Annotated in this window: 22 protein-coding genes; 10 read left to right on the top strand and 12 right to left on the bottom strand. The window is 69.8% G+C overall.

Features of this window, described 5'->3' with window-relative positions; translation table 11 throughout:
- Positions 1–42 precede the first annotated feature (42 nt).
- The gene (locus CLV71_RS18370; protein WP_341771606.1) at positions 43–1,437 is read left to right on the top strand and encodes a glycosyltransferase family 87 protein; all 1,395 of its coding nucleotides are present in this window, start codon (positions 43–45) and stop codon (positions 1,435–1,437) included.
- A gap of 71 nt (positions 1,438–1,508) precedes the next feature.
- On the opposite strand, the gene CLV71_RS18365 is transcribed toward CLV71_RS18370, so the two are convergent.
- From CLV71_RS18365 to CLV71_RS18355, 3 genes are all read right to left on the bottom strand, one after another.
- Positions 1,509–3,110: a glycosyltransferase family 87 protein gene (locus CLV71_RS18365; protein ID WP_133904023.1), complete on the bottom strand. Its 1,602-nt coding sequence runs from the start codon at positions 3,108–3,110 to the stop codon at positions 1,509–1,511.
- Positions 3,111–3,216: 106 nt separating this feature from the next.
- Complete coding sequence (locus CLV71_RS18360; RefSeq protein ID WP_133904022.1) at positions 3,217–6,147, bottom strand: transglycosylase domain-containing protein; 2,931 nt, start codon at positions 6,145–6,147, stop codon at positions 3,217–3,219.
- Positions 6,148–6,232: 85 nt separating this feature from the next.
- Positions 6,233–6,637, bottom strand: coding sequence for a DUF5318 domain-containing protein (locus tag CLV71_RS18355; protein WP_133904021.1), 405 nt, complete (start codon positions 6,635–6,637; stop codon positions 6,233–6,235).
- 274 nt (positions 6,638–6,911) lie between these two features.
- Between CLV71_RS18355 and CLV71_RS18350 the strand changes: the two genes are divergently transcribed.
- Entirely contained in the window at positions 6,912–7,472 is a 561-nt protein-coding gene (locus CLV71_RS18350; protein ID WP_133904020.1) for a PadR family transcriptional regulator, read from the top strand.
- An 83-nt stretch (positions 7,473–7,555) separates the two neighbouring features.
- A complete protein-coding gene (locus CLV71_RS18345) occupies positions 7,556–8,647 on the top strand; it encodes an inositol-3-phosphate synthase (protein WP_133904019.1) in 1,092 nt (363 codons plus the stop codon).
- On the opposite strand, the gene CLV71_RS18340 is transcribed toward CLV71_RS18345, so the two are convergent.
- Positions 8,644–9,027: a winged helix-turn-helix transcriptional regulator gene (locus CLV71_RS18340; protein WP_341771605.1), complete on the bottom strand. Its 384-nt coding sequence runs from the start codon at positions 9,025–9,027 to the stop codon at positions 8,644–8,646. The genes CLV71_RS18345 and CLV71_RS18340 overlap by 4 nt on opposite strands.
- Positions 9,028–9,136: 109 nt before the next feature.
- Between CLV71_RS18340 and CLV71_RS18335 the strand changes: the two genes are divergently transcribed.
- Genes CLV71_RS18335 through CLV71_RS18320 form a run of 4 tightly spaced genes read left to right on the top strand, consistent with a single transcriptional unit; the run spans position 9,137 to position 11,746 of the window.
- On the top strand, positions 9,137–9,766 hold the full coding sequence (locus CLV71_RS18335) for an LUD domain-containing protein (RefSeq protein WP_133904018.1): 630 nt from the start codon (positions 9,137–9,139) through the stop codon (positions 9,764–9,766).
- Between the two features lie 31 nt (positions 9,767–9,797).
- Entirely contained in the window at positions 9,798–10,307 is a 510-nt protein-coding gene (locus CLV71_RS18330) for a sigma-70 family RNA polymerase sigma factor (protein WP_243866553.1), read from the top strand.
- Positions 10,304–10,999, top strand: coding sequence for a hypothetical protein (locus CLV71_RS18325; protein ID WP_133904017.1), 696 nt, complete (start codon positions 10,304–10,306; stop codon positions 10,997–10,999). The genes CLV71_RS18330 and CLV71_RS18325 overlap by 4 nt, the downstream gene beginning before the upstream one ends.
- A gap of 57 nt (positions 11,000–11,056) precedes the next feature.
- Positions 11,057–11,746 carry an SDR family oxidoreductase gene (locus CLV71_RS18320; protein ID WP_133904016.1) on the top strand — a complete coding sequence of 230 codons (690 nt, stop codon included), beginning with the start codon at positions 11,057–11,059 and terminating at the stop codon, positions 11,744–11,746.
- Here the strand turns inward: CLV71_RS18320 and CLV71_RS18315 are convergent.
- The 8 genes from CLV71_RS18315 to CLV71_RS18280 all read right to left on the bottom strand — a co-directional run bounded on the left by CLV71_RS18315 (position 11,743) and on the right by CLV71_RS18280 (position 19,628).
- Positions 11,743–13,041 carry an amidohydrolase family protein gene (locus tag CLV71_RS18315; protein ID WP_133904015.1) on the bottom strand — a complete coding sequence of 433 codons (1,299 nt, stop codon included), beginning with the start codon at positions 13,039–13,041 and terminating at the stop codon, positions 11,743–11,745. The two genes, CLV71_RS18320 and CLV71_RS18315, sit on opposite strands and share 4 nt — an antisense overlap.
- Before the next feature lie 41 nt (positions 13,042–13,082).
- Positions 13,083–14,111, bottom strand: a complete 1,029-nt coding sequence (locus CLV71_RS18310; RefSeq protein ID WP_133904014.1) for a nitric oxide synthase oxygenase — start codon at positions 14,109–14,111, stop codon at positions 13,083–13,085.
- Positions 14,112–14,236: 125 nt separating this feature from the next.
- Positions 14,237–14,869 (bottom strand): tRNA (guanosine(46)-N7)-methyltransferase TrmB, encoded by a 633-nt coding sequence (gene trmB / locus CLV71_RS18305; RefSeq protein ID WP_243866552.1) that lies wholly within the window; start codon positions 14,867–14,869, stop codon positions 14,237–14,239.
- A 62-nt stretch (positions 14,870–14,931) separates the two neighbouring features.
- Positions 14,932–15,531, bottom strand: a complete 600-nt coding sequence (locus tag CLV71_RS18300; RefSeq protein WP_243866551.1) for a hypothetical protein — start codon at positions 15,529–15,531, stop codon at positions 14,932–14,934.
- A 352-nt stretch (positions 15,532–15,883) separates the two neighbouring features.
- A complete protein-coding gene (locus CLV71_RS18295; protein WP_133904012.1) occupies positions 15,884–16,648 on the bottom strand; it encodes an ABC transporter permease in 765 nt (254 codons plus the stop codon).
- 4 nt (positions 16,649–16,652) lie between these two features.
- On the bottom strand, positions 16,653–17,597 hold the full coding sequence (locus CLV71_RS18290) for an ABC transporter ATP-binding protein (RefSeq protein ID WP_133904011.1): 945 nt from the start codon (positions 17,595–17,597) through the stop codon (positions 16,653–16,655).
- A 198-nt stretch (positions 17,598–17,795) separates the two neighbouring features.
- Complete coding sequence (locus CLV71_RS18285; protein ID WP_133904010.1) at positions 17,796–18,452, bottom strand: response regulator; 657 nt, start codon at positions 18,450–18,452, stop codon at positions 17,796–17,798.
- Between the two features lie 18 nt (positions 18,453–18,470).
- Positions 18,471–19,628: a sensor histidine kinase gene (locus CLV71_RS18280; protein WP_424923894.1), complete on the bottom strand. Its 1,158-nt coding sequence runs from the start codon at positions 19,626–19,628 to the stop codon at positions 18,471–18,473.
- 178 nt (positions 19,629–19,806) lie between these two features.
- Between CLV71_RS18280 and CLV71_RS18275 the strand changes: the two genes are divergently transcribed.
- The 3 genes from CLV71_RS18275 to CLV71_RS18265 are packed head-to-tail and all read left to right on the top strand — an operon-like array spanning position 19,807 to position 23,743.
- Entirely contained in the window at positions 19,807–21,384 is a 1,578-nt protein-coding gene (locus tag CLV71_RS18275) for a dynamin family protein (protein WP_133904009.1), read from the top strand.
- Positions 21,385–21,389: 5 nt separating this feature from the next.
- Positions 21,390–21,911 (top strand): nucleotide exchange factor GrpE, encoded by a 522-nt coding sequence (grpE, locus tag CLV71_RS18270; protein WP_133904008.1) that lies wholly within the window; start codon positions 21,390–21,392, stop codon positions 21,909–21,911.
- Positions 21,908–23,743 carry a dynamin family protein gene (locus CLV71_RS18265; protein ID WP_133904007.1) on the top strand — a complete coding sequence of 612 codons (1,836 nt, stop codon included), beginning with the start codon at positions 21,908–21,910 and terminating at the stop codon, positions 23,741–23,743. The genes grpE and CLV71_RS18265 overlap by 4 nt, the downstream gene beginning before the upstream one ends.
- The last annotated feature ends 87 nt before the right edge of the window (positions 23,744–23,830 follow it).

Below are 23,830 nucleotides of genomic sequence, written 5' to 3'. Positions count from 1 at the left end.
GCGGCGGCGGCACCCGAGTCGCAACCGAGGTCAGGAGAGGACGTGCCCGAGGAGGTGGGCGCCCAGGGGGACGGCGACACCGGCACGCCTGGCCGGCCGGGCGTCGGCGTCCGCCTCACCTCGCTCGGTCTGATCGTGCTGACCGTGCTGTGCGGGATCACGCTCGTCCTGGGGTTCGTCAACAAGGACCGGTGCACCGGCCCCCAGTTCGACAAGTGGGGCCGCAGCCAGCCGGACTTCGACGAGCGCCGCTACCGGGACGTCTGCTACTCGGACATCCAGACCCTCTGGATCGGCAGGGACATCGACCGGCACGTGTTCCCGTACGTGCACGGCAAACTGACCGACGACGGCCAGCCGGTCGGCGGCGTCGTCGAGTACCCGGTGCTGACCGGCGTGTTCATCTGGGCGTCGGCGCTGTTCGCGCACACCGACGCGGACTTCCTGTTGTACTCGGCGCTGCTGCTCGCCCCGTTCGGCCTCGCCACCGCGTGGCTGCTCGGCCGCATGTCCGGCTGGCGGGCGCTGCTGTGGGCCATCGGCACGCCGTTGATCCTGTACGCGTTCCACAACTGGGAGCTCCCGGTGGTGCTGTGCGCGACGGCGGCGTTCTACGTCGTGCACCACGGCTGGGGGTCGCGCGGCGCCGAAAGACCGCTGCTGACCAGGGCGACGGTCGCGGCGGTACTGCTGGGGCTGGGTTTCGCGTTCAAGGTCTACCCGGCGATCTTCGCGTTGCCGTTGATGCTGTACGTGCTGACGGGAGGCAGGGACGGCGCCGAGTTCGGCGGCAGGCGAGGGCCCGACTGGCGCGGCGCGCTGCGCGTGGCCGGGGTCGCGCTCGGCACGGCCGTCGCGGTGAACGTGCCGTTCATGGTTGCCGGCTTCGAGGGCTGGCGCGCCTCGTTCACGTTCCAGCTGCTGCGCAAGGCCGACATCACCACGAACTCGATCTGGTTCTGGGGGTTCCGGCCGGACTCCGACCCGGACAACGTGCCGGTACAGGAGCTGATCGGCGTGCTGTCGCCGCTGCTGATGCTGCTCTCGTTCGTCGCCGCGTGCGCGGTCGGCTGGGTGCGGTACCAGAAGGAGGGCACCTATCCCTGGGTGCCGGTGTCCGCGGCGATGCTGTGCGGGTTCCTGCTGCTGCACAAGGTCCACTCACCGCAGTACACGCTGTGGCTGATCCCGATGTTCGTCCTGCTGCGGGTGCGGTGGGGTTGGATCGTGGCGTACCTGGCGGCCGACCTCGCGATGGGGATCGGCATCTTCCGCTGGTACTACGAGATCTTCTACGGCAAGCACGGCGGGATCTTCGACGGGCTGTCGGCCCAGGCGGTCATGGTGGGGGTCTGGGGCAGGGCCGCGTTGCTCATCGGCCTGTTCTTCGCGTTCCTGACGACGAGGGAAACCTTCCGGGACCGCCTGACGGTGTGAAGTCCCGCTGACACCGGGTTGTCCACAGAACACGCCACGTATCCACAACTTCCGGGGAAGTTGTCCACAGCTCAGGCGACGGGCTCCTCGACCAGGCGCCGGTTGACCTTGAGTACGTAGCGGTCCGGCGCGCCGTCCAGGAAGCCGCCTGCCGGGTCGTCCTCGCCGCCGAGGCGGACCAGGTCTCTCGTCGGGTGGTAGATCTCGTAGATGATCAGGGCGCACAGGCCGACCACGGCGAGGTCGCGGAGCACGACGAACGACAGGAACCAGTCGATCGGCAGGCCCTTCTTGTCGTCGCCGAGGTAGAACATCATCCGAGGCGCCCACACGAGCGCGTCCAGCGCCATCCAGCCGAGCAGGATGCGCCACCTCGGCACCGCGAGGATCGCCAGTGGCACCAGCCACAGCGAGTACTGCGGACTCCAGACCTTGTTCGTCACGAGGAATGCCGCGACGATCAGGAAGCCGAGCTGCGCGACCCTGGGTCGCACGGGGGCGTGCAGTGCCACGAACGCGATGCCCGCGCAGCACGCCAGGAACAGCACGGCGCTCACCGCGTTCAGCCACGTCGGTGTCTGGTCGAACGCCAGCGGACCGTCGAAGCCCTGCCAGCCCGTGAACTGGCTGACCACGTTGTAGAGGGAGTCGGGATCCGCGCCGCGCAGGCTGTTGCGGTAGAAGAACTCCCACCACCCGCGTGGGTACAGCAGCGCGATGGGCAGGTTCACCACGGCCCAGGTCAGCAGCGCCGCACCCGCCGTCGAGTAGAACGCACGCATGCGGCCGGCACGAAGACACAGCACGAGCAGCGCACCCAGCAGGAACAGCGGGTACAGCTTCGCCGCGCCGCCGATGCCGAGCAGGACACCGGCCAGCACCGGACGTTTTCGGGCCCATGCCAGCAGCGCGGTGGCCGCGCACGCGGTCGCGAGGGTGTCGAAGTTGGTGAAGGCGTGCACCAGGACCAGTGGGGAGGCGGCGATGAGCGCGGCGTCCCACGGACGGCGCCGCGCGGTCCTGGTCACCGCCCAGATCGTCACCAGCCACGCCAGTGCGAGCCAGAACGCCGAGATGTCGAAGAACACCGTCACGGCGAGCCCGGTCGGCAACCAGCCGTCGGCGGCGATCCTCAGCCAGCCGTCGGTCAGCTTCGCGTTCACCCACTGGAAGAGGCCGGTCAGCACCGGGTACTCCATCCAGCGCTCGTGCTGCGTCGGCTTGCCCTCGTCGTCGAACCAGCTGGTCTTGTACGGGAACCCGCCCTTGTCCAGCTGCTCGGCCGAGTACAGCGGGATGATGTCCGAGTAGCACATGGCCGTGAACGGGCGGTTCGACCGCCAGTCCAGCTCCAGCTGCTTGGCGTCCTCGTTGTAGAACTGCTGGACGCACGCCGCCTTGCCGAACCAGCTGACGGCCAGGCCGATGATCGCGATCATCAGCGCCACTCGCAGCGGCGTCCAGAACCAGTGCCTGCCGATCGCCGCGTGCACGCCGAGCGGGCCGCCGACCGGCGCACTGGCGGAGCGGGCCAGCGGCTCGGTCCACGTCGGGATGACCCGCTCTTCCGGCCCGAGCGTCGCGGTGTCGCTGACGGACCCGGCACGGGTGTCGGCCGGGGACTCGGTGTCCGACTCGGGGTTCGACTCGGCGTCCGGAGCGGGCTCGGTCACGCGCCGATGCTACGGGGCGCCGATCATCCTCCGGCGCCCCACCTCACGTGGCGAACCCCGGAAACGGACAGAGGCCCCGCTCGGGGGCCTCTGTCATACGAACCGGTCAGCGATGACCTCTACCTCCGCCGCCGAGTCCCGGCAGCACGATCCCGTCACCGGGATCACCCGTCTCGGGCGGGTCGGTGCCGTTGCCCGGCCCGCTGGGACCGCCGTTGCCCGGCGTGGACTGGTCGGTGGACGGGTCGTTGTGGTGGCCGCCACCCGGCCCGGGGTTGTCGGTCTGGCTGTTCTGCGTCTGCTGGGTGCTCGACGACCCCTTGTCGTTCTTCTTCTTGTCGTCATCCCCGTCGTTCTCGTCGACCTTCTTGCCGATGGGGATGAACGTCGGAAAGTTCTGCTTCTCCGTGCCCTTCAGGAAGGAGTTCATGAACTCCTGCCAGATCTGACCCGGCAGCCCGGAGCCGTAGACGATCTTGCCCTTGTTGTTCTTGAGCGGCATCTGCTTGCCGTCGACCTCGGCACCCATCGACACCGCGGCGGAGACGGAGGGGGTGTAGCCCACCATCCACGCCTTGGCGTTGTCCTCGGTCTCGCCGTACTGGTGCGTGCCCGTCTTGCCCGCACACTTCCTGCCGTCGGCGCACGGGATGTTCGAGGACTTCGGGATCGGGAGCAGTGACTCGGTCACGTTGCGGGCGATCTTCGCGTTGTTGGCCGAGTCGGTCTTGTCGAAGGCGGGCTGGCCGGTGGTCATCGACCGGTCCGCCTCCCAGAAGACCTTGCCTTCCGGCGTGAGGATCTGCTTCACCATGTGCGGCTTGCGGTAGATCCCGTTCGCGGCGAAGGTGGCGTACGCCGAGGCCATGTCGACGGTGGTGACCTGCGTGTTACCGCCACCGATGGAGATGTTCGCGTCCAGCTGGTTGCCGTCCGGGCCGCCGAGCTGGGACTGCACACCCGCCTGGTGCGCTGCGTTGGCGACCGCCTTCACGCCGACCGTGTTCAGCGCGATGTCGTAGAACACCGTGTTGACGGACTTCTTCATCGCCAGCGCGACGGTGCACTCCTTGCCGCACGACGAGTCGCCGCCCGAGTTGCGGATCTTCGGGCCACCGGGGACGAACTGGCGCCCCGAGGTGCCGTCGTACGTCTCGCCGAGCCCCTTGCCCTGCTCGAGCAGGGCGACCAGGTCGAACGGCTTGAACGACGAGCCGGGCTCCTGCTTGGCCATCGCCCAGTCGGTGCCGGTGCCGTTCTCGCCGCCGTAGTAAGCCATGATCTCGCCGTTGGTCGGGTTGACCACGACCATGCCAGGGTGGATGTTGGGGTCCTGGCCCGTCATGACCTTCGTGATGGCGGCCTGGGCCGCGTCCTGGGCCTTCTTGTCGATCGTGGTCACGATCGTGTAGCCCTTGCGCTTCAGGTCGCTGACGTCCAGGCCGGTCTCCTCGAAGATCTCGTCGAGCACGTAGGCCTGGATGTGCGCACCGGGGCCCTCGATCGCCGACGGCCTCGCCTGCTCCACCGGGATCTGCGCCGGGTACTGGGCGGACGCGCGCTCGGCGGCCGACACCCAGCCCTTCTGAACCATCTGGTTCATGACGAAGTCCCAGCGCCGGTGCTTGTACTCCTCGTCCTTGTACCGGCCGGGGCTCTGGATCATGCCGCCGAGCAGGGCCGCCTCGGACGGCGTGAGGTCCTTCAGCTCCTTGCCGTAGTACGCCTTGGCCGCGGCCACGATGCCGTTCGCGCTGCGCCCGAAGTAGATCGTGTTGAGGTACGCCTCGAGGATCTGCGGCTTGGAGTACGTGTTGTTCATCTTGTAGGCCTTGACGACCTCGGTGAACTTACGCGTGTAACCGCCGAGGCCCGACGCCTCGTCGTCGCCGGTGGCCTTCTTGATGTACTGCTGGGTGATCGTCGAGCCACCACCCGCGCCGCCACCGACCTGGTTCCAGCCCGCGCGGAGCACACCACCGAGGTCGAAGCCCGGGTTGGTCATGAAGTCGGCGTCCTCGGCCGCGAACACGGCGTGCTTGACCGTCTCGGGGATCTGGTCGTACTTCACGAAGGTGCGGGTGCCGTCGGCCGGGACGATCTGCGACAGCATCTGGTTGTCGCCGTACTTCAGCGTGACGACCTGCTGCTGCGAGGCGGAGACGGTCTGCGCGTTCGGCACCTCGACCATCTGGTACGAGACGAAGAACGCCACGATCGGACCGATGATCATCAGCGCGGTGAGCACATAGCCCCCGCGCCGGACCCGCTTCCAGACCTTCTTGCGCCGCCACGCGCGGTCGTCCGGGGTCAGAGGGGCGCTGTCGTCGGCCTCGTCGTAGAGGTCGGGATCGTCGTTGACGTCCTCGTCGTAGTCGGGCTCGCGGTGCGTGAGCAGCTGCGGCTCGGGCCCCCCGCCGCGCTGCGGCGGCTTCATCAGCTCCGTCGGGCCGTCCGGGTCGACACCCGGTCTGCCTGGCGCGCCGGGGCGTGGCGGGCCCGCAGGACGCGGCCGGACCACCCGCGTCGCGGGGCCTGCGGGCGGACGGCCACCCGGACCGGGCGGCGGCGGGGCAGGCGGGCCGCCGGGGCGGCGGGCAGGCGCCTCCTCCCCACTCGGCCACACGGGCGTGGGGCCACCACGGCGGGGTGGGGACGGCCGTGGCTGGACAGGTGGCTCGGCGCGCCGGGGCGCGGCGGGCGGCTCGGCGTCCGGCCAGCGGTGGTCGCCGCCTGCCCGGGCGTGCCCGCCCGACTCGGCGCGCGAGTGTCCGTTCGACTCCTGACGGGCGTGGCCGCCCGAGTCCGCGCGGGCGTGCCCGCCCGACTCGGCACGGGCGTGTCCGTTCGACTTGGCGCGCGGACCGTGCCCGTTGCCGGGCCGGGCCGCCTGCGCGTCGTCATCGTCGTCCTCCCAGAGAGGACTCCAGAAACCGGTGCGCTCCTCGTTCGGCGCGGGCGCGCCGGGTTTCGGGTCCTCACCAGTCGGCCACGCCGGTTCGCTCGCGCGATGCCGGTGGTTGCGATGGTCGCTCACGTTGAACAGGCCTCCCAGAGCAACGGACACGTCCGCGTCCGTCGTGTGGTGGTCATCAGCTCCGGAGCAGGCAAAACGGTGGACATCACTCCGCCGCTGTCCTCCTCCGTGGCTTGTGGGTGTCTAGTCCGCCCGTCCCCAGGACGTATGACTGCACCAGGTGGTTCCATCCACAGGTGCGGCAAACCTCGACGACGTAGACAGTGAACTCGGAGACGTGCGTGGCCATCCGTGCCAGCTCCTCCGGCGCCCGCGCCGAGCCCGACGCGTGCTTGAGCTCGTCACCGTATACCCAGGCCACTCTCGTCAGTGGCTCCTTGCGGCAGACGGGACAGGTCACGTCGCTGGGCACACCGTGGAACTTGGCGGCCCTGAGCAGGTACGGGTTGGCGTCGCAGACGTCCATGGTGCCCACACGGCCGGAGTGCACCTCCGCGAGCAGCGCCTTGCGCTGCAACGCGTAGTCGACCACCTGCCTCTGTGTACGCACGGGTGACAGCCTACGCGGCGCCGTTATCACGGCCACCTGCTGATTGGCGCCCGGCGCGCGGGTTCGTCGCCACTCTGGGTCGAAGAAGTGATGTCCCCGGCTCCGGCACGGCGCTGACCTGCGCCTGATCGTCGTGCCGGCTGGTCCGACCAGGCAACTCGCCGATCGTGATCACTGCCACGTCCGTGTGCCGTGTCGCGCTTGAAATGCGACCCTGATGTATCGGCGCGATATAGTGGCCGAGTAGGTCAGAGTGTGCGGAAAGGGGTGAGCGATGCTCGAGTTCGCCATTCTCGGTCTGCTGCACGAGGCCCCCATGCACGGCTACGAGCTGCGCAAACGCCTTTTCGACATGCTGGGCACGCTGCGGGCGTTCTCGTACGGATCGCTGTACCCGACGCTGCGCCGCCTGCTGAAGGCAGGGCTGATCGTCGAGGACGACCAGCAGGAACCCACCGCCCGCGGCACGTGGGGCAAACGCGCCAAGCGCGTGTACAAGCTCTCCGCCGACGGCAAGGAGCGTTTCGCCGAGATGCTCGCCGACGTGGGCCCCCAGGCCTACGACGACGAGGGGTTCGGCGTTCACATGGCGTTCTTCTCCCGCACGCCCGCCGAGGTCAGGATGCGCATCCTCGAAGGACGGCGGCGGCGGGTGGAGGAGCGGCGGGAAGGACTGCGCTCCTCCATGGCGCGGGCGGGTGAGCAGATCGACCGCTACACCCGCGAGCTGCACCGGCTCGGCCTCGAGCACAGCGAGCGGGAGGTTCGCTGGCTCAACGAGCTGATCGCGACCGAACAGCGGGAGCAGAAGGAACGGCAGGACGGCGTCGAGTAGACGCCGGCAGGTCAGTGCGGATCTGCGTCGGACATCGCCACGGCCGGGACCGGCCGGGGCAGACAGGAAGAGGGAGTACCGGCATGGGCGAACAGCGTCGCAGTGTCCGGGTGGCCATCATCGGCGTCGGCAACTGTGCCGCGTCGCTGGTGCAGGGCGTGCACTACTACCGTGACGCCGACCCGGAGACCCGCGTACCCGGTCTGATGCACGTGCAGTTCGGCGACTACCACGTCCGGGACGTGGAGTTCGTCGCCGCGTTCGACGTCGACGCCAAGAAGGTCGGCCGCGACCTGTCCGAGGCGATCGTCGCGAGCGAGAACAACACGATCAAGATCTGCGACGTGCCACCGCTGGGGGTCACGGTCCAGCGCGGCCACACCTTCGACGGTCTCGGCGACTACTACCGGGAGATCATCACCGAGTCGGACGAGAAGCCCGTCGACATGGTCGCCGCCCTGCGCGAGGCCGAGGTCGACGTGCTGGTGTCGTACCTGCCGGTCGGCTCGGAGGACGCCGACCGCTTCTACGCGCAGGCCGCCATCGACGCCGGTGTCGCGTTCGTCAACGCGCTGCCGGTGTTCATCGCGTCCGACCCGGTGTGGGCCGCCAAGTTCACCGAGGCGGGCGTGCCGATCGTCGGCGACGACATCAAGTCCCAGGTCGGCGCCACCATCACGCACCGCGTGCTCGCCAAGCTCTTCGAGGACCGGGGAGTCGAGCTGCTGCGCACCTACCAGCTCAACTTCGGCGGCAACATGGACTTCATGAACATGCTGGAGCGCAAGCGCCTCCAGTCCAAGAAGATCTCCAAGACGCAGGCGGTCACCTCGCAGATCCCGCACGAGATGGCCAAGGCGGACGTCCACATCGGACCGTCCGACCACGTGCCCTGGCTCGACGACCGCAAGTTCGCCTACGTGCGGCTCGAGGGCAAGGCGTTCGGCGACGTGCCGCTGAGCCTCGAGTACAAGCTCGAGGTCTGGGACTCGCCCAACTCGGCCGGCGTGATCATCGACGCCGTCCGGGCCGCCAAGATCGCGCTCGACCGGGGCATCGGCGGCCCGATCCTGTCGGCGTCCTCGTACTTCATGAAGTCGCCGCCCGAGCAGTACTCCGACTCCGAGGCCTACGACGCGGTGGAGAAGTTCATCGCGGGCGAGGTGGAGCGCTAGCCGACCTGGTCCCGCGCGGCCTTCTCGTCGTAGGCCGCGCGGGCCTGGTCGATGTCGTCGGCGTGCTCGACGGCCCACGTCATGAGGGAGCACACCGTGCTCATCAACGTCGTGCCGAGCGGTGTCAGGCGGTAGTCGACCCTCGGCGGCACGACCGGGTGGACCGTGCGCTCGACCAGGCCGTCGCGCTCCAGCGCACGCACGGTCGAGGTGAGCATGCGCTGACTGATGCCGTCGATGCCGCGCTGCAGCTCGGTGAACCGCATCACCGGGGTCGTGCTGAGCTGGTGGACGACCGAGAGCGACCACTTGTCGGCGATACGGTCGAGCACCTGTCGCGCGTAACACATCCGCGCCTGTCGCGCGTCGTCCACCTGCACGGTTACCCCCACCTCACTGACGCAGGAAAAGGTGCAATCTTTCGGACGTCACCATAGTTCCTCACGATGGGGTCAGTTACCAATCGGAACTGACTGCTGAAGGGGAACCATGACCACCGAAGCGCTCCCGGTCGACGAGTCGTTCGCCGCCGTCGCCGACGACGAGGCGCTCAGCCGCGCGGCGAAGGGCCTGCGTGAGCGGGGCTACACCAGCCACGTCGTCGACACGGTCGCCGACGCCCGCGCACTCGTCCGCGACCTGCTCCCTCGCGACAAGGCGATCTTCACCGCCAACAGCGAGACGCTGCGCCATTCCGGGCTGCTCGCCGACATCGACGACGGCGGGGACTTCGTCTCGGTGCGCGCCAGGCTCGCGGACGTCGACCCGAAGGACATCCGCACGCAGATCACCATGGGTGCCGCCCCGGACGTCGTCGTCGGCAGTGTGCACGCCGTGACCGAGGACGGGGTCATGGTCGTCGCCTCGGCGAGCGGTTCGCAGTTCGCCCCGTACGCGGCAGGTGCGGAGAAGGCGATCTGGGTCGTGGGCGGGCAGAAGGTCGTGCCGGACCTCGAGACCGCGTTCCGCAGGGTCCGCACCTACACCTACCCGAGGGAGTACGACCGCCTGCTCCAGTTCGGCCACCAGTCGTTCATCGGCAAGCTGCTGGTGATGGAGCGTGAGTACGACCCCACCCGTGGGACCGTGGTGCTGATCCGGGAGGAAATCGGCTTCTAACCCTTTCGGCCCCCGAAGGCGTCAAGGGGGTGTGAACACGGCAACCGAGCCAGGACCCCGCACCGACCGTGCGGGGTTCGACGCGTTGTTCGACAGGTGTTTCGAGCCGATGAAGCGGCTGGCCTTCCTGCTCGGCGCGGACGACCCGGAGAACATCGCGCAGGAGGCGTTCGTCCGCCTGCACGACCGGTGGGCGGCGCTGGCCGGTGCGGACAAGGCGCCTGCCTACCTGCGCAGGACGGTCGTGAACCTGTCGCACTCCCGGCTGCGGCACCTGCGCATCGTGCGCCGCGCACCGCGTGAGCGTGGCACGGACGCCGCGTCGGCCGAGTCGCTGGCGCTGGCCAACCAGGCGGTGTGGGACGCGCTCGCGACGCTGACCAGGCGGCAGCGCCAGGTGCTGGTGCTCCGCTACTGGCTCGACCTCGACCAGCAGGCGATCGCCGACACGCTCGGCATCGCGGTCGGCACCGTGAAGGCCACCACCAACCACGCCATGGCCGCGATGCGTGACGCGCTGGCCGGGGAGGACGCCCGATGAACGACCTCGAGGACCGCCTGCGGACGACGCTCCACGACCGCGCCGACACGCTGCCGCCGACCAGGCACGCCCGCGCCATGCTCGATCGACGGCTCACCGAACGTGGGGGCCACCGGCCGCTGCTCGTGGTCGCGGCCGTGGTCGCCGTGGTGGTCGTCGGCATCGCGGTGCCGCTGGCACTGACCGGGCGGAGTGGCCGGGTCGCGAGCCCGCCCGGCCCGACGACCACCCGTGTTCAGGAGAGCGGCCCGCCGACGGGCGAGGTCGAGCTGGGGCGGTTCACCGATCACGGCGTCGAGAAGAAGGCCGTCCTGACGGTGACGGCACAGGCCGACGGCGAGCACTACTGCCTCGACGCGTTGCCCAGTGACGAGAATCCCGTGGCCGGGTACTGCGGCATCGTGCCGTCCTGGCCCACTCCGCAGCCACCAGGGTCACTCGTGCTCACCCGCCCCGTCCTGGGCGATGTGCTCTACGGCGGGCCTCTGCCGAAACTGATGCTGTTCGTCACGGCGCCGCAGGTCACGGACCTGGAGGTGCGTGAGGCCTACGGGCGGCCGGTCGAGGTCCGTCAGGTGACCAGGACCCCGGGTGCCGCCTACTACCTGGCCGAGTTCCCCGAGACCTACGCCGGGCTCGGGTACACCGCCAGGGACTCGGCGGGCAACGTGCTGGAGAACGCGATCACCTGAGCCTGCGGATACCTGGTCACCCCGGTGGAAGAAGGGCCACTTCGTATCGTTGGGGCCATGACTGATCGACCTTTGGCCCTGATCACCGGTGCGTCCCGGGGTATCGGCAAGGCCGTCGCCGAGGCACTGGGTGCCACCCACGACCTGCTGCTCGGCGGCCGCGACGAGGAGGCGCTCTCGTCGGTGGCCGCCGCGCTGCCCTCGGCCCGCCCGCTGGCGGTGGAGCTGACGGACTACCCGGCCGTGGCCGCGGCGGTCGCGGACGTCGACCGGCTCGACGTGCTCGTCCACTCGGCGGGCATCTCCCGCCTCGGCGTGCTCGGCGACCTCACCCCGGCCGACTGGCGCGACTCGTACGAGCTGAACGTCGTCGCCGTCGCGGAGCTGACCCGGCTGCTGCTCCCGGCTCTCCGCGCGGCCGGAGGGCACGTCGTGCTGGTCAACTCCGGCTCCGGCATCAGGGCGAACCCGCGCTGGGGTGCCTACGCGGCAAGCAAGTTCGGGCTACGCGCGTTCTCGGACGTGCTGCGGGCCGAGGAGGAGCCGAACGGGCTGCGCGTGACGTCGGTGCACCCCGGCCGCACGGCGACCGACATGCAGCGCGGGGTCCGTGAGTTCGAGGGCGGCGACTACACCCCGGAGCGGTACATGCGGCCCGAGTCGGTCGCGAACATCGTCAGGGCCGCGGTCGAGACACCCCGTGACGCGCACGTCCACGAGATCGTGATCCGCCAACCCGACCGCTAGACGCGGATCCGGCTCGTCACCGCGCCCGCGGCGGCCTGGACCTCGTCGCGGTCCACCTTCACGGGCTCGCGGTCGGCGACCACCTGCTCGCCACCCACCCACACGTCCCGCACGTCCCGCGCGCCGGACGCCCACACGAGGTTGGCCAGCAGGTGCTCGTCGGACACGGCCAGGCCGCCGGTGAACGCCTCCGACGACACGTCGACGTGCACGATGTCCGCCCACCGCCCGGTTTCCAGCGCGCCGAGGTCGTCGCGGCCGATCGCGGCGGCGCCGCCGCGGGTCGCCAGCAGCAGGACGTCGGCCGCCTTCAGCGCCGAGGAGTCCATCGTGGACAGACGGGCGAGCAGCGCGGTCAGGCGCATCTCCTCCCACAGGTCCAGGTCGTCGTTGCTGGCCGGGCCGTCCGTGCCGATGCCGACACGGACACCGGCCGCACGCAGGTCCGTGAGGCGCGCGATGCCGGACGCCAGCTTCGCGTTCGAGCCAGGGCAGTGCGCGACCGCGACGTCGTGCTCGGCGAACAACGCGATGTCCTCATCGGACAGGTGGACCGAGTGCGCGGCCAGCATGCGCCCGTCGAGCAGTCCGATCGAGGCGAGGAGTCTCGGCACCGAGCCGTACTCCTCGCGCTGGACGGTGTCCTCGCCGACCGACTCCGCCACGTGCAGCAGCAGCAACGCCTCTCGCGACCTGGCCGCCTCCGCGACGGTCGTCAGCGCCTCGGGGGAGAGCGTGTAGGCGGAGTGCGGGCCGTACGCCAGCTCGACGCGGTCGTGCGGGCGCAGGCCGTCGACGTCGATGCGGGTGCTGATCTCGTCGAGCTGGGCGCGCCAGTCGTGGTCGGGCGTGTCGACGATGGCCGGCCCGAGCACCACCCTGCCGCCGGTCGCGAGCACCGCGCGGATCAGGTGCTCCGGCTGGAAGTACTGCTCGACGCTGGTCGTGATCCCGTTGCGCAGCATCTCGACGGATCCGAGCAGCATGCCGGTCTCGATGTCCCGCGACGTCAGCTTCGCCTCGGCAGGCCAGATGATCTCCCGCAGCCACCGGATGAGCGGCAGGTCGCCACCCATGCCGCGCAGCACGGTCATGGGGCTGTGCGCATGCGTGTTGATCATGCCGGGCAGGAGGATCCCCGGTAGCTGCCGGACCTCGCCGTCGGACTCCGGCGCGCCGTCCGCGGGCCCGACGTAGCCGAGCCGCCCGGCCGCGTCGATGTCCACCACCGCGTCACGCAGGACCCCGCACTCGGGATCGCAGGGCAGGACGATCGGGGCACGCAGTCGCAGCATGCGGAGATCCTGCCAAAGGCGGGCGGGGTGTCCGCCACGGACTACAGGGGCGGTTCGTCCCAGGAGGTGAACGAGGGCCGCGAACCACCGGTGCCGGCAGGGAGGAAGCCGGTCACCGAGTGCTTCATCGTCACGTCGGCCGCGTCGTAGGAGTGCAGCACCGCCCGGTTCAGCTCCACCACCACGCGGTCGCGCCACAGCGTGCGGTCCGACGTCGTGTCCAGGCCGAGCCGGTCGGCGACCACGCGGGCCAGCCCGTACGCGGAGTCCTCCGCGAACACGTCCTCGCCGATGGCCTGGCAGATGTACACGCCGTTGTACGGCGCCGCGGGGTAGGTGACACCGCCGATGCGCAGCCCCCGGTTGCTGATCACCGGCACCGCGTGCCACCGCAGGCCGAGCGTCGCGAGCCACGGCAGCTCGGGGTGCTCCAGCGCCACCTCGCGGACGACTGCCTTCGGCAGCGGGAAGAGACTGATGCCTTCGTGCGGTGTCTGGACGACCAGGGGGAGCTTGTCGAACGCCGTGCGTCCGGCCGGTGGTCGCCAGCCCAGCCTGCAGACCGCGGTCGTGAAGTCCACGTACCGCCGGTCGCCGAGCACGCGGGCCGGTTCGGTGTACCCGGCGTAGCGCACCAGCTGGTCGTTGCGGATGCGCGGACCGGGCCGCCACGGCGTGTCCGGCGCGAACACGCTCACCATCGGCCGGACGGCGCCCCCGTTGGTCGACATCCGCAGGTGCTGCACGCACTGCGCGGCGACGTCGACGCTGTTGCGGATCTGCCTGAGGTCACGCACCAGCAACCCGCGCCACGGCACGTCGGCGGGGCACCAGCCACTGTCCCGCAACGCGAGGCGGGCACCGTAGGCCAGTTCCGCGGGCGTGTGCCGGTACGTGCCGAGTGCCGTGAGCTCGTCGCGCACCTTCGCGAGCCGGGTCTCCACGTGCCCCGCCTTCGGCCTCGCGTGGTGGAAGGCGCGGATGAACTCCTCCGCCTCACCGTGGACCGACTGGTCGCGTAGGCGTGGTCGCGGTGCCGGGCTGTGCGGTTCGTCGCGCAGTGCGGTCACAACTGTGGGTATCGGCCCCGGTCGAGAAACACTGGATTACCCGGGGGTGTGGCCCGTGGCGGCCGAGAACTACTGTCGGTGGCTCCCGAACGGGGCTATATCGCCGCTGCAATCACTCGATGGGGTCAGATCCTTTCGAAGATGAGATCCCGGCTGACCCGGCCCTCCTCCTCGGCGCGGCTCTCGAACTTGGTCAGCGGCCGCCACGGCGGCCGGGGTGCCCACCCGTCATGGCGGTTGCGCAACAGCGGCTCGGCGGAACACACCTCCAGCATGTGCTCGGCGTAGTGCTCCCAGTCCGTCGCCAGGTGCAGTGTCCCGCCTGGCACGAGCCGGGCTGCCACGACCGACACCAGCGAGGGCTGCACCAGGCGCCGTTTGTGGTGCTTCTTCTTCGGCCAGGGGTCCGGGTAGTAGATCCGGACCGCACCCAGCGACGCCTCCGGCAGGTGCTCCTCCAGCAGGACGACCGCGTCCCCGCGCATGAGCCGCAGGTTGGTGAGCCCCGCCTCCTCCGCGCGCATCATGAGCTGCGCGAGCCCCGGCGGGTAGACGTCGACGGCCAGGTAGTTCACGTCCGGCTCGGCCTCGGCGAGCTGCGCGGTGGTCTCACCCATGCCGGGACCGATCTCCAGCGTCACGGGTGCCGACCGCCCGAACCACGCGCCGAGGTCCACCGGCCCCTCCGGCAGCTCCCGGACATCCTGCCCGAGCGAGGGCCAGAGCCGCTCCCACGCACGCGTCTGGCCGACGGTCATCCGACCGCCGCGGTTAACGAAGCTGACAACAGTCCGCCGAGGTGCCTCCACGGGGGAGAACTCTAGGGGGCGAGCGATTCCACTCTCGCCAGGTTGGCACGCAGGTCCGGGAGGCCGGCCACGGCCACGGGGTCGGGGGTCGTGTCGCCCGCGTGCACACGGACCACGTCGATCCAGCCGGGGTGGCGGTCGGTCAGCATGAGGCTGGTCGGTACGCCTGGCTCGGCGAGCTTGCGTTCGGAGGGCACGTACTCCCAGAAACCGGAGTCGCCGTCGTTGGTCCACGGCACGTACACCCAGCCGGGACGGGAGGTCAGGAGCTTGGAGACGCGGTCCTCGACGGTGAAGCCCTCGAGGCGGGAGGTCAGCTTGCCGTCGGCGAGCGCACGCAACCACCAGGGCGCGGGTGCGCCGGGGTCGGACTCGACGATGGCGCGGTAGAGGGTGAGGACCTGCTGTTCAGGGGCTCGGTGCACCCAGGACCGCCTGGTCTCCGCCGGAGTGGTGGCGTTCTCGCCGCCCCACTGCTCGATGGCTTGTGACCACTCGAGCCCGATCAGCGGCTCGACACGCAGTGCCTGGGACGGTTGGTATGACGAGCGCCTTCGCTCCTCAGCCGCGTCAGCGGCATCAGTAGTTGGGCCGGTGTCAACCACCGTCACAAGTCCACCTCCAAGGACACCCCTGTATGAAGTTAGGGCGCGGTTTGGGACTGCTGTTGCCTAATACGATCTGACCCCAACTCGATCCGTATGTCCGCCCGCTGTGGGACGAATCACGGCGGCTTTACGTGGTCTTAACCGTGATGTGTGGTGTACAACACCTTACCCCGACCCATGTGCGACATCGGGGAAACCGCGTATCTCGTTACCTGTTTGCGAAGTGTGGGCGGATTGTTCACCCGAATGGAACAATCCGCCGAATTCCTGGACACATGACAAAAGGACCCGAGCCACCCCCCGAATGGTGACCCGGGCCCTTCCCCCGAGGACGCGGTAGCAGCTCCCCCGAGGGCTACGCGTCCCGCTTGTTGGCGGTGGTGACCGCGATGATCAGCATGAGCACCGCGAACCCGGCGAAGTAGGCGAGCGCGCCCCACGGGCCGAGTCCCGCGGTGGCCGCGGGCGGCCCCTCGCCGTTGACCGTGAGGTTCGTGGCGTCCGGGTCCCCCGCGAGGAACATGTTGGCCATCTGGAACGGCATCCACTTCTGGATGTCGAGACCGACGTTCGGGATCAGCGCGACCAGGCTCTCGACGAGCAGGGTGTAGATCAGCAGCAGCGACACGGCACCGGCGGAGTGCCTGATCAGCGTGCCCACCGCGATCGCGACCACGGCGGCCAGCGCGTAGACCACACCGACGCCCGCCACGGCCCGCCACTCGAAGGAGCTGTTGATGGCCAGGTCGGCCGAGGGCTTGATCAGCTTGGCGATGGCCACCGAGCCGAACGCGACGACCTCGCCGATCAGGCCCGCGAAGACGGCGACGACCAGCGTCTTGGCCAGCAGTGTGCCGGTCCGGTTGGGAATGGCCTGGAACGTGGCCCGGATCGTGCCGAACCGGTACTCGGTGGTGATCGCCAGCGCGGCCATCACCATCACGATCATCAGGCCGAAGTTGGCGCCGAACTGCGTGGACGCGATGGTGGGCGCGTTGTCGGTGTCGACGCCCGCGATGAGCGCGGCGAAGCCGACGACCACGGCGATGGCCGCGATGGTGCACCACAGCGGCGAACGCGTGGTGAAGAGCTTGATCCGTTCAACGGCTAGCAGAGTCATTTCTTCACTTCCCGGCGGTCAGGAGGTCGGCGGGCACGGCGTTGTCGGAGGACGCGGCGTGGTACTCCACGGAGTCGCCCGTCAGCTGGATGAACGCCTCCTCGAGCGAGCCGCGCTGCGGGCTCAGCTCGTGCAGAGGCACCCCCTTCGCCGCGGCGAGCTCGCCGATGTCCGCGATGTCCATACCGGACACGACCAGGCTGTCGCCCTCGTCCCGCACGGTGGCGCCCTGCTGGCCGATGGCCGAGCGCAGCAGCGCGAGCTGCGGGCTGCGCACCCGGACCGTGCTCTCGGTCGCCTGCGCGACGAACTCCTCGGTGCTGCACTGCGCGATGAGCCTGCCCCGGCCGATGACGACCAGCTCCGAGGCGGTGAGCGCCATCTCCGACAGCAGGTGGCTCGACACGAACACCGTGCGGCCCTCGTCGGCCAGGCGGTGCATGAACCGGCGGATCCAGAGGATGCCCTCCGGGTCGAGACCGTTCACCGGCTCGTCGAACAGCAGGATCTCCGGGTCGCCGAGCAGTGCCGCGGCGATGCCGAGCCGCTGGCTCATGCCGAGTGAGAACCCGCCTGCGCGGCGGTTCGCCACGTCGGTGAGACCGACCAGGTCGAGCACCTCGTCGACCCGCTTGGCAGGCAGCTTGTTGGACTTGGCGAGCCAGCGCAGGTGTGCCCGCGCCGAGCGGTTGGGGTGCACCCACTTCGCGTCGAGCAGCGCGCCGACCTTGCGCAGCGGCTGGTGCAGCTGCCGGTAGCGCTGGCCGTCGATGTCGACGTGACCGCCGGACGGCGAGTCCAGCCCGAGGATCATCCGCATCGTGGTGGACTTGCCCGCCCCGTTCGGGCCCAGGAATCCGGTGACCTTGCCCGGTTGGACGGTGAACGTCAGATTATCGACAGCTAACGTCTTTCCGTACCGCTTGCTGAGGCCGACTGCCTCAATCATGTCTTCTCCCTGTGATGTCTGCGTGTCCCCGTCGAAGTTGAATAGTGGCGGTACCGGAGCCCTCCGCACGTCCACCTGAGGTCCCCAACTCAGGTCAACTTCTGGGAGTAGCGTCCATCAGCCAAAAGGCTGGGGATATCCGTAACCACCCTGAGGGAACCCTGACTTATGGACCCTGAGATGGAGCTGAGAGCGGACTCAGACCTCTCCGGGCCGGACCAGGCCCGTCTCGTACGCGAGCACGACCGCCTGGACGCGGTCCCGCAGGTCCAGCTTGGCGAGGATGCGGCCGACGTGTGTCTTGACGGTCGCCTCGGAGAGGAAGAGCTTGCGCGCGATCTCGGTGTTGGACAGACCCTGCGCCATCAGCAGGAGGACCTCCCGCTCGCGCTCGGTCAGCACCTCCAGCAGCGACGCGTCGCGCAGCTCACCGCCCGCCGAGCCGAGGAACCGGTCGAGCAGCCGCCGCGTGACGCTCGGTGAGACGACGGCGTCCCCGCTGGCCACGGAACGCAGCGCGGCGACGAGCTGCACCGACGGCGTGTCCTTGAGCAGGAACCCGCTGGCGCCGTTGCGCAGCGCGGACAGCGCGTACTCGTCGAGGTCGAACGTGGTCATGACCAGCACCTTCGCGAGGCCACGCTCGGTGATCAGCTTGGTGGCCTCGACGCCGTCGAGCACCGGCATGCGCACGTCCATGAGCACGACATCTGGCCGGAGGTCCTCCGCGAGGATGACGGCCTCCTCGCCGTTGCCCGCCTCGCCGACGATCTCCATGTCCTCCTGCGCGCCGAGCACCATCCGGAAGCCGACGCGCATGAGCTCCTGGTCGTCGACCACCACCACCCTGATCACGTAGCCCAAACTAGTGCCTCACGTGTTCCCGAACGGCAGACTCGCCCGGACCTGCCAGCCGCCGCTCGGACGCGGCCCGGCCTCCAGCGTCCCGCCGAAGACGAGTGCGCGCTCGCGCATGCCGATCAGCCCGTTGCCGCCGGACACCCCGACGAGCGTCCCGGCGACGCGGTAGCCGTTGTCGACGATGGACAGGTCGACGCGGTCGCCGGTCCGCTCCACCCGCACGGTCGCCGAGCTGCCGTGACCCGCGTGCTTGAGCGAGTTGGTGAGCGCCTCCTGGACGATCCGGTAGATGCCGAGCCCCACCCCCGCGGGCAGGTCGTCGACGTTGCCGACGATGTCGAGCTGGACCGGCAGCCCCACGGTCCGCACCCGCGCGGCCAGGTCGGACAGCGACTGCGTGCCCGGCTGCGGCGTCCGCTCGCTGGAGGCCTGGTCACTGCGCAGGACCCCGAGGAGCCTGCGCAGCTCGGTCAGTGCCTCACGCCCCGTGCTCGAGATGGTCTTGACGGCCCGCTCGGCCAGCTCCGGCTGGCTGTGCACGGCGTAGGCCGCCCCGTCGGCCTGGACGACCATGACGCTGACCGCGTGGGCGACGACGTCGTGCAGCTCACGGGCGATCCTGGCGCGCTCCTCGGCGACGGCGATCCGCGCCTGCTGGTCGCGCTCGGTCTCCAGCAGCCGGAGGCGCCGCTCGACCTCGGCGTTGTAGGCACGTCTCGCGCCGTTGAACTCGCCGAGCGCCCAGGAGAAGCCGGTCGCGAGGATCACGAAGATGAGCGTGACGACCCAGTCGTGCGGGTACTGCCACGGTGTCTGCACGAGCGTGATCACCACGTTGACCGCGACGTACAGCAGGGCCGCGCGCCTGCTCACGTAGGCGACCAGCGTGTACAGCGCGACGCACGACGTGATCGCGCTCGCGAGGCCGATCTCCAGCAGCGAGTGCACGATGCCGACGCCGAGTACCAGATAGGCCGAGACGATCGGGTACCTGCGCCGGAACACGATCGGCGTGACCACCCCGACGACCAGCGGCAGGGTCACGTACCAGGGCTCCGGCCTCGGCTCGACGCTCGGATCGGTCACCACCCTCGCGACGAAGATCAGTACGTCGAACGACGCGATGAGGGCAGCGAGCAGCGTGTCCCCCACCATGGGGTGCGCCTTCATCCACAGGCTGAACCGCCGCACGGAACCAAGAGTAAGGACCAAAGCGACACAACGTCGTCAAGCCAGGGTCTGATCACCCGTAGTCCCACCGGCTGACCCCGGTCTGCGGGACCTGCCCCATGGTGTCGGGCCGCCATGGCACGATCGTCCGTGCATGGAGATGTGAGACGGGGGTGACATGACGACGGCTACCGAGCAGCATCCGGCCGGTCCGTTGTCGGCCGCGGTGGCCAACCTGTGCACGCGGCTGCAACCGCAGGTCTCCGCGCGCACGGCCGCCGGGTTCCGCGAGGTGCTGCGCAGGCTGTCCGCGCCACTGCAGGTCGCGGTCGCCGGGCGCATCAAGTCGGGCAAGTCCACGCTGGTCAACGCGCTCATCGGGCGCAGGGTCGCGCCGACGGACGTCGGTGAGTGCACCCGGCTCGTCACCCGCTTCCAGTACGGCACGGTCGACCGCGTCGAGATCGTGTTCGAGGACGGCCGCAAGCAGGTCCTCCCGTTCTCCGCGGATGGCATGATCCCCAACGACCTCGAGGTCGACTTCGACAAGGTCTCCCACCTCGAGGCGTACCTGACCAACGCCGTCCTGCGCGACCTCACTGTCATCGACACGCCCGGCCTCGGCTCGCTGGACGACGCCTCGGTCAAGCGCACCGAGAAGCTGCTCGGCGCGGCCAAGCACCGCAGGTCCGAGAGCGAGGACGGCGACGAGGACGAGGGCGGCGACGAGCTGGACGACACGTCCCGCAACGCGGTCGCGGGCGCGGAGGCCGTCCTCTACGTCGTGACCCAGGGTGTCCGCGCCGACGACCAACAGGCGCTCGCCGCGTTCACCGCCGCCACCGCGAGCCGCGAGGCGGGCCCGGTCAACGCCATCGCCGTGCTCAACAAGGCGGACACCATCGCGCCGGAGTCGGTCGCGGGCTCCGGCGGCGACGTGTGGAAGGCCGCCAGCATGCTCGCCGAGAAGCAGGCCGCCACGCTCAAGCCCCGCGTCGCGGACGTCATCCCGGTCATCGGCCTGCTCGCCGAGTCCGCCGAGTCGGGCAACTTCACCTCGGCGGACGCCGACGCGCTCCGCTCACTGTCCAAGCTGGACGAGGGCACCTGGGAGACCATGTTGATGTCCGCGGACATCTTCACGACCTGGGACTGCGAGGTCACCGAGGCCACCAGGAACCGCCTGCTGGAGAAGCTCGACCTGTACGGCATCCGCACGGCCGTCGACGCCCTGCGCCGCGACCCGGAGCTGACCGCGGGGGCCCTGCGCAGGAGCCTGCTCAACGCCTCGGGGCTCGCGGGTGTCCGGGGCAGGCTCGACGCGGTGTTCCGCGCCAGGGCGGACGGCATCAAGGCGGCCGCCGCGCTCGCCTCGGTCACCGCGCTCGCCCACGCGTCGGGGGATCCCGGTGAGCGTCAGCGGGTGCACGACGCGATCGAGGTCCTGCTGGCCAAGCCGGAGGCACACCAGCTGCGGCTGCTGGAGGCGCTCACGCTCGTGACGTCCGGCGCCGTCGCGATGCCGGAGGACCTCGCGGAGGAGGTGCTGCGGGTGGGCAGCAGTGCCGACATCGGTGAACAGCTCGGCATGAAGGGCAGACCGCCGAGGGAGCTGTCCGCCTACGCACTCGAACGGGCGGGGTGGTGGCGGTCGTTCGCGTCCTTCGGCGCGACCCCCGCGCAGAGCCGCGTCGCACACGTCGTGCACCGCGCGTACTTCCTTATCTGGCAACAGCTTCGCGAACAGGCGGGGTGAGGGACATGGCATCGTGGTTCAAGCGCCGGGACTCGGAAGAGCCGGACGAGTCGACCATCGAGGTGAAGGCCCGGGTGATCGCAGACGCGGTCAGGGCCGCGGAACAGCAACAGCAGCCGCCGCGCCAGGTCGGCCCCCAGGCAGGCATCGCGGCGGACGGGCTGGTCTCCGGGGGTGACTTCGCCGAGCCGGACGCGCCCCAGCCGACCGCGGCGGCCGTGGCCTTCGACCAGGCCTTGGCCGAGCGGAAGTCGTTGGTGCAGCTGTGTTTGTACGCGCTGGACCGGGCCAAGAGCCCCGGCGTGGTCGAGCGTCTCGAGGAGGGCCTCGCCGGTGTCGGCGTGGCGGCCATCCGACCGGACGGCGCCCGCTTCGACCCGGCCCACCACGAGGCGGGCGGCACGGTGGCCACCACCGACGAGTCGCTCGACGGCGTGGTCGCCGAGACCGAGGTGGTGGGCTTCAGCGACCGGGGCGAGGTTCTCAGGGCACCGATCGTGACGGTGTACAGCAAGGGGCAGTCGTGACGGCCCCCGCTCAGCAGAAGCCGTCGTTGCCCCAGCAGGTCAAGGCGACCCGGGAGAAGTTGCTGACCCTGCTCAAGGACGTCAACCCGGACTCGGCCCGCTGGGTCGAGGAGGTGCGTGCCAAGCGCAGGGCCACGCCGTCGGCCGTCGTCGTCGGGGAGACCAACCGGGGCAAGAGCTCGCTCGTGAACGCGCTCATCGGCCAGCCGGGGCTTTCCCCCGTCGACGCCGAGGTGGCCACCGCGACCTACCTCATCTTCGGCCACGCCGAGGAGTGGAGCGCCCGCGCCTGCTACCCCGGCCAGGTCACGCCGGTCCCGGTCGACCTGGCGGAGCTGATCAACTGGGTCTCCGCGGCCCACGAGCTGCCGAACGGCCAGCTGCCACCCCGGTACGTGGAGATCGACGGCCCGGCGGACTTCCTGGAGAAGGTGTCTCTCGTGGACACCCCCGGTGTCGGCGGGCTCGACTCGATGCACGGCGAGCTGGCCAAGGAGGCCGCCGAGGCCGCGACCGCGCTGCTGTTCGTTGTCGACGCGTCCGCGCCCTTCACCGCCGGTGAGCTGAACTTCCTCGCCACCGTCGGCGAGAGCGTCGAGACCGTGGTGTTCGCGCTGTCCAAGGTGGACCAGTACCGAGGCTGGCGCCAGGTGCTCGAGGCCGACCAGGCGCTGCTCGCCGAGCACGCGCCACGCTTCGCCGGCGCGACGTTCCACCCGGTGTCGGCCCGGATGTACGAGATGGCCGCGAAGGCACCCAACCCGGAGGCCGCGGCCATGCTGCGTGACCGGTCCGGGGTCGACGAGCTGCGGACCGCGCTGACGGGCATGATCGGCGGCCGGGCGGCCATGCTCGGCGAGGCCAACACCATGCGGGCGCTGGCGACCGCGCTGGTCGAGCTGCAGATCCGGCTGGAGACCGAGAAGCGGGCCCTGTCCACCGGCGAGGACGAGGCGGAGAAGCTCCGCGCCCGCAAGGAGGAGCTGACCGGCGAGCGCCGTTCGTCCACCAAGGGCTGGCAGGTGCGCATGCGCACCGAGATCCAGCGCACCCGCGTGGAGAACAACCACGAGATCGCCAGGCAGATGCGTGACGTCCAGTCCTGGTTCCGCCAGGCCATCGACGCCGCGGACAAGGACCAGCTGCGTGGGATGCCGACGCAGGTGGACGCCGCGTTGCAGATGGTGTCCGGGCGGATCGGCCAGGCCGTGGCGTGGCGGCTGAACCAGGTGGCCGAGATCGTCCTCGGCGAGCTGTTCACGCCGGACGAGCTGACGGTGATCCGCGCACAGTTCGCGAAGGCGGGCTCACCGATCGTGGTGCGCCAGGCCGAGCGGCGACCGCCGACCACCGAGGACCAGCTGCTCGTCTTCATGGGTGTGACCGGCGGGTTCAGCGCGGGCAAGCTCGCCGTGGCGCCGCTGGCCGGGCTGATCGCGGGGCCGATCCTGCTGGTGCCGACGATCGCCATCGCGCTGGGTGCCGGCTGGTGGCTGTCCAAGACCCGCAAGCACTCCGCGGACAAGACACACATGAAGCAGTGGCTCGGCGAGGCCATCGCGGACGCCCGCTCCACTGTGGACCAGCTGGTCGCCGAGCAGCTCATCGCGGCCGAGCAGCAGCTCGCGCTGTCGCTCGACGAGGCGCTCGGCAAGAGAATTGCGGGTATCGAAGAAGAGCTTCGTGAGGTAGACAAGGCACTGCGCCTGGACACCGCCGAACGTACGAAGCGTCTCAACGCGGTGAACAAGCGCCTGACCGACGTGACCGCCGGGCGGGACCGGGCCGAGAAGCTGCTGGCGAGCATCAGATCGGTCCGTGACCGGGCCTAGCGGAAACTTCCTCCGGTGCGCGGGAACCGCGGGGGCTCACCGTCAGTCATACCTGCCGCACACTGAAGAAGAGCTTATAAGGGGGTT

Origin of the sequence: Actinophytocola oryzae (assembly GCF_004364325.1) — a bacterium.
Lineage (GTDB): Bacteria > Actinomycetota > Actinomycetes > Mycobacteriales > Pseudonocardiaceae > Actinophytocola > Actinophytocola oryzae.
This window is presented reverse-complemented; position numbering and strand designations above follow the sequence as displayed.

Excerpts from the sequence above, each read along its gene's own strand:
- CLV71_RS18350 (WP_133904020.1), top strand. The coding sequence starts at position 6,912 with ATGCTCGAGTTCGCCATTCTCGGTCTGCTGCACGAGGCCCCCATGCAC.
- CLV71_RS18345 (WP_133904019.1), top strand. The coding sequence starts at position 7,556 with ATGGGCGAACAGCGTCGCAGTGTCCGGGTGGCCATCATCGGCGTCGGC.
- CLV71_RS18335 (WP_133904018.1), top strand. The coding sequence starts at position 9,137 with ATGACCACCGAAGCGCTCCCGGTCGACGAGTCGTTCGCCGCCGTCGCC.
- CLV71_RS18325 (WP_133904017.1), top strand. The coding sequence starts at position 10,304 with ATGAACGACCTCGAGGACCGCCTGCGGACGACGCTCCACGACCGCGCC.
- CLV71_RS18320 (WP_133904016.1), top strand. The coding sequence starts at position 11,057 with ATGACTGATCGACCTTTGGCCCTGATCACCGGTGCGTCCCGGGGTATC.
- CLV71_RS18315 (WP_133904015.1), bottom strand. The coding sequence starts at position 13,041 with ATGCTGCGACTGCGTGCCCCGATCGTCCTGCCCTGCGATCCCGAGTGC.
- trmB (WP_243866552.1), bottom strand. The coding sequence starts at position 14,869 with ATGACCGTCGGCCAGACGCGTGCGTGGGAGCGGCTCTGGCCCTCGCTC.
- CLV71_RS18295 (WP_133904012.1), bottom strand. The coding sequence starts at position 16,648 with ATGACTCTGCTAGCCGTTGAACGGATCAAGCTCTTCACCACGCGTTCG.
- CLV71_RS18290 (WP_133904011.1), bottom strand. The coding sequence starts at position 17,597 with ATGATTGAGGCAGTCGGCCTCAGCAAGCGGTACGGAAAGACGTTAGCT.
- CLV71_RS18280 (WP_424923894.1), bottom strand. The coding sequence starts at position 19,628 with ATGAAGGCGCACCCCATGGTGGGGGACACGCTGCTCGCTGCCCTCATC.
- CLV71_RS18275 (WP_133904009.1), top strand. The coding sequence starts at position 19,807 with ATGACGACGGCTACCGAGCAGCATCCGGCCGGTCCGTTGTCGGCCGCG.
- grpE (WP_133904008.1), top strand. The coding sequence starts at position 21,390 with ATGGCATCGTGGTTCAAGCGCCGGGACTCGGAAGAGCCGGACGAGTCG.